We start from the raw sequence: 7,193 nt of genomic DNA on the forward strand, positions 1-7,193 counted from the left end.
CCGACAGATCAACCCCGAGCAGCACATCCAACGCGGCATCGATCTGGGCCACCGCCCCCGACGAATCCATCGAACTCATGTTCGAACAATAAAACAACGATCCGACAAAAAAGCGGCGTCAGATCACGCCACTGACTCGCTCACCGCTGTGGACCGTCTCCAGCACGGTGCGCATCGCCGCCGCGCTCTGCGGCCAGGAGAATTCCGCACTGCGGGCGGCGGCCTTGGCGCCGAGCTCCTCACGCAGCACTCGGTCGCGGAGCAGTTCCTCGAGACGGTCCACCAGCTCGGCATGATCATCGGCCAGCACCCCGGTCACGCCGTCGATCACCGAATCGGTCAGGCCGCCTGAGGAGCGATACCCGATGGTGGGTACCCCGTGCTGGGCGGCCTCGATCACGGCCAGTCCCCAGCCTTCCTTGCGGGACGGCAGCAGATGCACCCAGGAGCGTTGCACCACAGCATGTTTGGTGACGTCATCGACGTGTCCGTGGAAGGTGACGCAGTCGGCGATTCCGAGATCCTGGGCGTACTGCACCAGGCGGTCACTCCACCATCCGCCACCCACGACGTCCATCTGCAGATCGGGTACTCGGCCCCGCATCACCGCCACGGCGTCCAGTGCGTCCTCGATCTGCTTGTGCGGAACCAGCCGGGACAGAACCACCACCCGCGGTGTCTCGGAACGTTCAGCGCACAGCGTCGGTGGAGGCGCATCGTCGAGGCCGTTGCGCACCACGGCCACCCGGGCGGCGTCAACGCCGAGATCGGTCAGGTCCCGCGCCGACGGCAGCGAGACTGTGACGTACTGATTGTTTCGGTGCAGCCACGGTGAGAGCCGGGACTCGACGAACCAGCCGAACCTGCCCAGGAACCGCCCGGCGACCGGCCACTGCTCGCGGTGGCAGTGATGCACCAGCACCACCACGCGCCGTCCGAACGCCAGCCGCGCCAGGAACGGCAACCCGTTCTGGCTGTCGATGACGACGTCGGGACGGGCGCTTCGCAGTGGGCCCAATCCGACCCGGGCCGCGACCATGGCCAACCCGGCCAGGATGTACACGGTGTGCCGCCCGCCGCCACGGCTGACCCGGACACCGTCGACCACCTCATCGCGCGCCGAACCCTCGTAGCGGGCGGTGCGCAGGGTGACATCCATGCCGGACGCGGCCAACTGCGAGCCGATGCGCTGTAAATACGTCTCGCTACCACCGCCCTGAGGATGGCCGGTGTCGCGCCAGCACAACAGCAGCACTGAGCGCACGGGGCCGGCGGGGGAAGACATCTCGAACACCATATCTGGCAAGGTTGACCGTCATGGCCGTCACCGACCTGTTCGCCCAGCGTGCGACGCTGGCCCGGTCGGTCCGGTTGCTCAGCGAGTTCCGCCATGAACAGAGCGACCCGGCCCGCTTCTACGGCGCACTGGCGGGCGACACCGCCACCATGGTGAACGACCTGTGGGGCCACCGGACGCCGGGCACCCTGATCGATGTGGGTGGCGGTCCGGGATATTTCGCGACGGCCTTCACCGATGCCGGGTGGCAGTACATCGGCGTCGAGCCCGACCCTCAGGAGATGCACGCCTCCGGGCGGGCCGCGGACGGCGGGCCGGGCAGCTTCGTCCGGGCTTCCGGGTTGGCGTTGCCGTTCGCCGACAGCAGCGTGGATGTGTGCCTGTCGTCGAATGTCGCCGAGCATGTCGCGCAGCCCTGGCAGTTGGGCACGGAGATGCTGCGGGTGACCCGGCCGGGCGGGCTGGTGATCCTGTCCTACACGGTGTGGCTGGGCCCGTTCGGCGGCCATGAAACCGGGCTCTGGCACTACCTGGGCGGGGCGCGAGCCGCCGAGCGATATGCCCGCCGGCACGGTCACCGGCCGAAGAATGACTACGGGTCGTCGTTGTTCGCGGTGTCGGCGGCCGAGGGACTGCGCTGGGCCGCCGGCACCGGCGCCCTGGTGGCCGCTTTCCCCCGCTACCACCCCCGCTGGGCATGGCGGATGACGTCGATTCCCGGCGTCCGCGAGTTCCTGGTGAGCAACCTGGTACTGGTCTTGTCACCCCGAAACTGAAACCTGTTCTCGTCGGGCGATCGTCGGTACTGTGGCCTCCATGACACAGACTGCCTACAAAACCGAGTACGACAAGTTGTTCATCGGCGGCAAGTGGGTCGCGCCGTCGACCTCTGAGGTCATCGAGGTGCACTCCCCGGCCACCGGCGCCTACGTCGGCAAGGTCCCGATGGCCGCGGCCGCCGACGTCGATGCCGCCTGCGCGGCCGCCCGCGAGGCTTTCGACTCCGGGCCGTGGCCCAGGATGACCCCGCAGGAGCGCCAGGCGGTGATCTCCAACGCGGTGAAGTTGATCGAGGATCGCGACGATCTGTTCAAGTTCCTGCTCAAGGCCGAGACCGGCCAGCCGCAGATGATCGTCGACATGATGCAGTACGGGGCCGCGCTGTCCGGGCTGCAGTACTACGCCAGCGCGGCGGATAAGTTCACCTGGTCCGATATTCGCGACGGTATCTACGGCCAGACCCTGGTGCTGCGCGAGCCCATCGGCGTGGTGGGCGCGGTGGCGGCCTGGAACGTGCCGCTGTTCCTCGCGTGCAACAAACTCGGCCCGGCCCTGTTGGCGGGCTGCACCGTCGTACTCAAGCCGGCGGCCGAAACACCGTTGAGCGTCAACGCTTTAGCGGAGGTGTTCTCCGAGGCGGGTCTTCCCGAAGGTGTGCTTTCTGTGGTGCCGGGTGGTGCGGAGACCGGACGCGCGCTGACCGCAAACCCCAAAGTGGACAAGTACACGTTCACCGGCAGTTCTGCGGTGGGCAAGGAGGTCGGCAAACTGGCCGCCGAGAAGCTCAAGCCGTGCACACTGGAACTCGGCGGAAAGTCGGCGGCGATCATCCTCGAGGACGCCGACGTGGACGCGACACTGCCGATGCTGCTCTTCGCCGGATTGATGAACTCCGGTCAGGCCTGTGTGGCGCAGACCCGCATCTTGGCGCCGCGGTCCCGCTATGAGGAGATCGTCGAGAAGATCGCCGCCGCAGTGGCCGCGATGCCGGTCGGCCTGCCCGATGACCCGGGTGCGTTCATCGGACCGCTGATCACCGAGAAGCAGCGCGAACGTGTCGAGGGCTATATCAAGAAGGGTAAGGACGAAGGCGCACGGTTGGTCACCGGCGGCGGACGTCCCGAGGGCTTGGACAGCGGATTCTTTGTGCAGCCCACGGTGTTCGCCGATGTGGACAACTCCATGACAATCGCCCAGGAGGAGATCTTCGGCCCGGTGCTGTCGGTGATCCCCTATGACACTGAGGACGACGCCGTCCGCATCGCCAACGACTCCGACTACGGACTGGCCGGCAGCGTGTGGACGAGCGACTTCGACAAGGCCATGGAGATCGCCTCGAAGATCCGCACCGGCACCTATGCGGTGAACATGTACGCCTTCGACCCGTGCGCACCGTTCGGCGGTTACAAGAACTCCGGTATCGGACGGGAGAACGGACCCGAGGGTATCGACGCGTACGTCGAGCACAAGAGCGTGCTACTGCCCTTCGGCTACACGCCGAAGACTTAGCGACCGAGAGGCCGCCGAAAACCTTGGGTCAGAAGACGATCCGGGCGATCATCTCGGCTACGGCGGCCGGCTTCTCGACACCTTCGATTTCGATGGTGTGCCGGACGGTGAGGTCAGCCACGCTGTCTTTGGCCTTGACGTCTACGAGCTCGGACCGAGCCCGGACGCGGCTGCCGACCGGCACGGCGTTGAGGAAGCGGACCTTGTTGAGGCCGTAGTTGATGGCGAGCTTGGCGTTCTCGACGCGGTAGTTGTCCTTGCTCAGCGCGGGGATGAGCGACAAGGTCAGGAAGCCGTGCGCGATCGGCGCCTTGTAGGGACTCTCCGCCTTGGCCCGTTCCACGTCCACGTGGATCCACTGGTGGTCCCCGGTGACGTCGGCGAAGTCATTGACCCGCTTCTGGTCGACCTCCAGCCAATCGCTGACACCCAATTCGGTGCCGACCAGTGCCTGCGCGTTTTCGATAGACGTGATGACCTTCATGTTTCGACCACCTTCCGTAGGAACTATGTCGGGGATCATACAAATGGGTGCCTCACCGCACTGTGACGGGTGCCACCGTGGCGTACCTTGCGGGTTCGAGTGGCCGTAATTATGGTTACGGTCATAGTTCCGCCCAACGAGGAGGTGTCTGATGTGGCTCGTCGAGTTCAACTTCGCCGGCTGCCGGATCAACCGCTGGGCCGAAAAGCGCCGCCACCTGATCGCGCCGGACCCGAGGTCGTTCACGTCGCGCGAGCTCAAGCCGGTGGTTCCCGCCCGCGCGGCTTCCTAGCAGCCTGACGTGACCACCCGCATCCGGGGCGCGACGCGGAACACCATGCTGGTCAGTGCGGTCGAAGTCCTTCGGGAACGCGGGGCCGGCGGCCTCACCATCGACGCGGTGCTGGAACGCAGCGGTGCTCCGCGCGGTTCGGTGTACCACCACTTCCCCGGCGGACGCAGTCAGATCCTGCGGGAGGCGCTGCAATTCGCCGGTGACGAGATGCTTGCTGAGATCGATGAGGCGGCCGATGTCAGTGCGGGCGCGCTCCTGCGACAGATCGTCGCACTGTGGAGTCGTGTCCTCATCGACAGCGACTACACCGCGGGCAGCCCCGTGCTGGCCGCGGCACTCGGCTGGGGTCAGGACGACCAACAGCTCACAGAAGTGGCGGCGGATGTCTTCCGCCGGTGGCGCGATGCGGCCACGGCGGCCTACATCCGGCAAGGCCTGCAACAGGCGGAGGCGACCGCCCTTGCCCACACCGTAATCTCCGCACTGGAGGGTGCGGTCGTGCTGAGCCGGTCGATGCGCAACCTGGATCCGCTCAATGACGTCGCCCGCGAACTGGAGTTCCTGATCAAGGCCCGCGAGTTCGTGGCCCGGGAGATGTCGTGATCGACCCGGAGACCCCGGCCAACGTTCTGAGCCGGTTCAGCATCACGACCCTTGAGCAGGACTTCGAGGAATGCACCGTGGTTGCGTCAATGCCGTTGGGCGGCATGCGAAATCCGATCACCGGACAACCATCGGTCGCCGGGCTGGCCATCCTGGTCGACGACGCGGCCGGCCGGGTGAACTTCTTCCGCTGCGGCCGCGGGAGATGGACGGTTTCCAGCGAACTGACCGTCGAGATGAATCCCGATGCGGTGGACAGTCTGCTCGCCTCACCCGACGAACCGGTGATCGCCAGTGCGTGGCCGATAGGGCCGCCCGGTGCGCCAATGCTGTCGCTCTGCACGCTGACCCACTGCGGGACCGTCATCGGCTCCGGCACGGTGCACACCGTGCCGCTGAGCACCGGCCCGGAAGGACCGATTCGACGCGGCAGGGATCCGCTGACCGGCGACCCGGAGGCCACCCTGGGACAACTGATGGCGGTCGATCCGCTTCCGATCAAGGACGGCACCCACCGGTTGCACCAGCAACCGGACCCGATGATCAATAACCTGATCGGCATCGTGCATGGCGGGGTAAGCAGCGCCGGATTGGAACTGGTGGCCTCTGCCGCGATCAACCACGAACAGGACGATCCACTGCGGACGGCGTCTATTCGGGTGAACTTCCTACGTCCGTTCGTCGCCGGTGCACAATCGGTCTATGAGGGAACGGCTCTGCGGATCGGACGCAGTATGGCTGTCGGCGATGCGCGCGCCGTGGGTGAGGACGGCAAGGTCGCCATTGTCGCCCGGATCACGGGATACCGGCGATCATGACTGACAGTTACGCCGCGCTGTGCGTGAACGAACCCGAGCTGGCGGCGCTGCGTGCCCGGCTTCGGGAGTTCCTTGCCGCCGACCGCGATGAATTCGGATGGCGCCCGTCGGTGGACACATGGTTGTCCAAATGGGATGAGGGCTTCAGTGCCCGGCTCGGTGATGCTGGTTTCCTCGGGCTGACCATCCCGCCGGAATACGGCGGGCAGGGGTTGGGCCATCTGCACCGCTACGTGGTCACCGAGGAACTGCTGGCAGCGGGCGCGCCGGTCGCAGCGCACTGGATCGCGGACCGGCAGGTGGGTCCGGGGCTGATGTCCTACGGCACCGAGGAACAGCGTCAGCGGATACTGCCGCGAATCGCTGCGGGCCGGTACTTCTCGGCGATCGGCATGAGTGAGCCGCAGGCTGGTTCGGATCTGGCGGCTGCCGCAACGAAGGCGACGCGAACCGACGGCGGATGGGTCCTGTCCGGCACCAAGGTATGGACAAGCGGCGCGCATCTGTCGCATCAGATCGTCGTGCTGGTGCGAACAAGCCCGCTCGACCCACAACGCCGCCATGCCGGCTTCAGCCAGTTCATCGTGCCCACCGACTCGCCCGGAATCGACATCAGTCCGATCGTGCTGATGTCCGGGGAGCACCACTTCAACGAAATCACGTTCAATGAGGTATTCATCGACGACATCAACTTGCTCGGCAAGGAGGGTGACGGCTGGCGGCAGGTCACCGCGGAGTTGTCGTTCGAGCGCAGCGGTCCTGAGCGCATACTCAGCACGGCGCCGATGCTCACCGCACTTGTGCGGCTGCTGGCCGACCAACCTGAGCTCGACAGTCACGCGGCTGCAGCGTTGGGAGACCTCCTGGCCCGTCTCGTTTCGCTGCGCCAGCTGTCGATATCGGTCGCCCGGGCACTGGCGGACGGCGAGTCGCCGATCAACCAAGCCGCGCTGGTGAAGGATCTCGGCACCCGCTTCGAGCAGGATTCGGTGGAGTTGGCCGCTGATCTGCTCTCGTTCGTAACCGCCGAGGCCGGCGGGCGCGCGGAGGTCGCCGCACTCGTTGAGATCGCGGGCCTGCATGCCCCGATGTTCACACTCCGCGGTGGGACGAACGAAGTGCTGCGCGGCATGGTTGCCAAGGGAATGGGGTTGCGGTGATGAGCGCTCGCGCGAAGAACAGAGGGATCCGATGAGCGCTCGCGCGAAGAACAGAGGGATCCGATGAGCGCTCGCGCGAAGAACAGACTGCGATGAGCGTGCTCAGTGGCGGGGTGTTCGCCGGTGGCACAGATGATCTGACTGATCTGCGCAACCTGGTCGACGACATCGGTGAACGATCATTCGAAGCCAAGATCGGCCACCGGTCGCTGCCGGACGCTTTCGATGACACCGCCTGGCGTCATCT

8 protein-coding genes are annotated in these 7,193 nt (G+C 66.0%); 6 read left to right on the forward strand and 2 right to left on the reverse strand.

The genetic code is table 11. The annotated features are described in order from the left end of the window. Nucleotides 1–118: 118 nt before the first annotated feature. Nucleotides 119–1,285 carry a glycosyltransferase family 4 protein gene (locus ACR2JI_RS01685; protein ID WP_526387354.1) on the reverse strand — a complete coding sequence of 389 codons (1,167 nt, stop codon included), beginning with the start codon at nucleotides 1,283–1,285 and terminating at the stop codon, nucleotides 119–121. Between the two features lie 32 nt (nucleotides 1,286–1,317). On the opposite strand from ACR2JI_RS01685, the gene ACR2JI_RS01690 reads away from it, so the two are divergent. Beyond that, nucleotides 1,318–2,073 (forward strand): class I SAM-dependent methyltransferase, encoded by a 756-nt coding sequence (locus ACR2JI_RS01690; protein ID WP_526387356.1) that lies wholly within the window; start codon nucleotides 1,318–1,320, stop codon nucleotides 2,071–2,073. Nucleotides 2,074–2,113: 40 nt separating this feature from the next. Further along, nucleotides 2,114–3,586 carry an aldehyde dehydrogenase gene (locus ACR2JI_RS01695; protein ID WP_526387358.1) on the forward strand — a complete coding sequence of 491 codons (1,473 nt, stop codon included), beginning with the start codon at nucleotides 2,114–2,116 and terminating at the stop codon, nucleotides 3,584–3,586. Between the two features lie 28 nt (nucleotides 3,587–3,614). Here ACR2JI_RS01695 and ACR2JI_RS01700 read toward each other — a convergent pair whose 3' ends face one another. Next, nucleotides 3,615–4,070 carry a MaoC family dehydratase gene (locus ACR2JI_RS01700; RefSeq protein WP_526387360.1) on the reverse strand — a complete coding sequence of 152 codons (456 nt, stop codon included), beginning with the start codon at nucleotides 4,068–4,070 and terminating at the stop codon, nucleotides 3,615–3,617. Nucleotides 4,071–4,221: 151 nt separating this feature from the next. Here ACR2JI_RS01700 and ACR2JI_RS01705 point away from each other — a divergent pair, with 151 nt between their 5' ends. From ACR2JI_RS01705 to ACR2JI_RS01720, 4 genes are read left to right on the forward strand one after another with little or no spacing between them, the layout of a single operon-like run. Further along, entirely contained in the window at nucleotides 4,222–4,362 is a 141-nt protein-coding gene (locus ACR2JI_RS01705; RefSeq protein WP_526387362.1) for a hypothetical protein, read from the forward strand. Between the two features lie 45 nt (nucleotides 4,363–4,407). Continuing rightward, a complete protein-coding gene (locus tag ACR2JI_RS01710; RefSeq protein ID WP_526387369.1) occupies nucleotides 4,408–4,968 on the forward strand; it encodes a TetR/AcrR family transcriptional regulator in 561 nt (186 codons plus the stop codon). Then, nucleotides 4,965–5,786: a PaaI family thioesterase gene (locus tag ACR2JI_RS01715; RefSeq protein WP_526387364.1), complete on the forward strand. Its 822-nt coding sequence runs from the start codon at nucleotides 4,965–4,967 to the stop codon at nucleotides 5,784–5,786. The genes ACR2JI_RS01710 and ACR2JI_RS01715 overlap by 4 nt, the downstream gene beginning before the upstream one ends. Further along, a complete protein-coding gene (locus tag ACR2JI_RS01720; protein WP_526387367.1) occupies nucleotides 5,783–6,946 on the forward strand; it encodes an acyl-CoA dehydrogenase family protein in 1,164 nt (387 codons plus the stop codon). The genes ACR2JI_RS01715 and ACR2JI_RS01720 overlap by 4 nt, the downstream gene beginning before the upstream one ends. Nucleotides 6,947–7,193: the final 247 nt, after the last annotated feature.

This window comes from Mycobacterium sp. (assembly GCF_051006775.1).
Taxonomy (GTDB): domain Bacteria; phylum Actinomycetota; class Actinomycetes; order Mycobacteriales; family Mycobacteriaceae; genus Mycobacterium.

Bases quoted from the DNA above. Each gene is read 5' to 3' on its own strand.
- ACR2JI_RS01720 (WP_526387367.1), top strand. From the start codon at position 5,783: ATGACTGACAGTTACGCCGCGCTGTGCGTGAACGAACCCGAGCTGGCG.
- ACR2JI_RS01705 (WP_526387362.1), top strand. From the start codon at position 4,222: ATGTGGCTCGTCGAGTTCAACTTCGCCGGCTGCCGGATCAACCGCTGG.
- ACR2JI_RS01695 (WP_526387358.1), top strand. From the start codon at position 2,114: ATGACACAGACTGCCTACAAAACCGAGTACGACAAGTTGTTCATCGGC.
- ACR2JI_RS01690 (WP_526387356.1), top strand. From the start codon at position 1,318: ATGGCCGTCACCGACCTGTTCGCCCAGCGTGCGACGCTGGCCCGGTCG.
- ACR2JI_RS01700 (WP_526387360.1), bottom strand. From the start codon at position 4,070: ATGAAGGTCATCACGTCTATCGAAAACGCGCAGGCACTGGTCGGCACC.
- ACR2JI_RS01685 (WP_526387354.1), bottom strand. From the start codon at position 1,285: ATGTCTTCCCCCGCCGGCCCCGTGCGCTCAGTGCTGCTGTTGTGCTGG.
- ACR2JI_RS01710 (WP_526387369.1), top strand. From the start codon at position 4,408: ATGCTGGTCAGTGCGGTCGAAGTCCTTCGGGAACGCGGGGCCGGCGGC.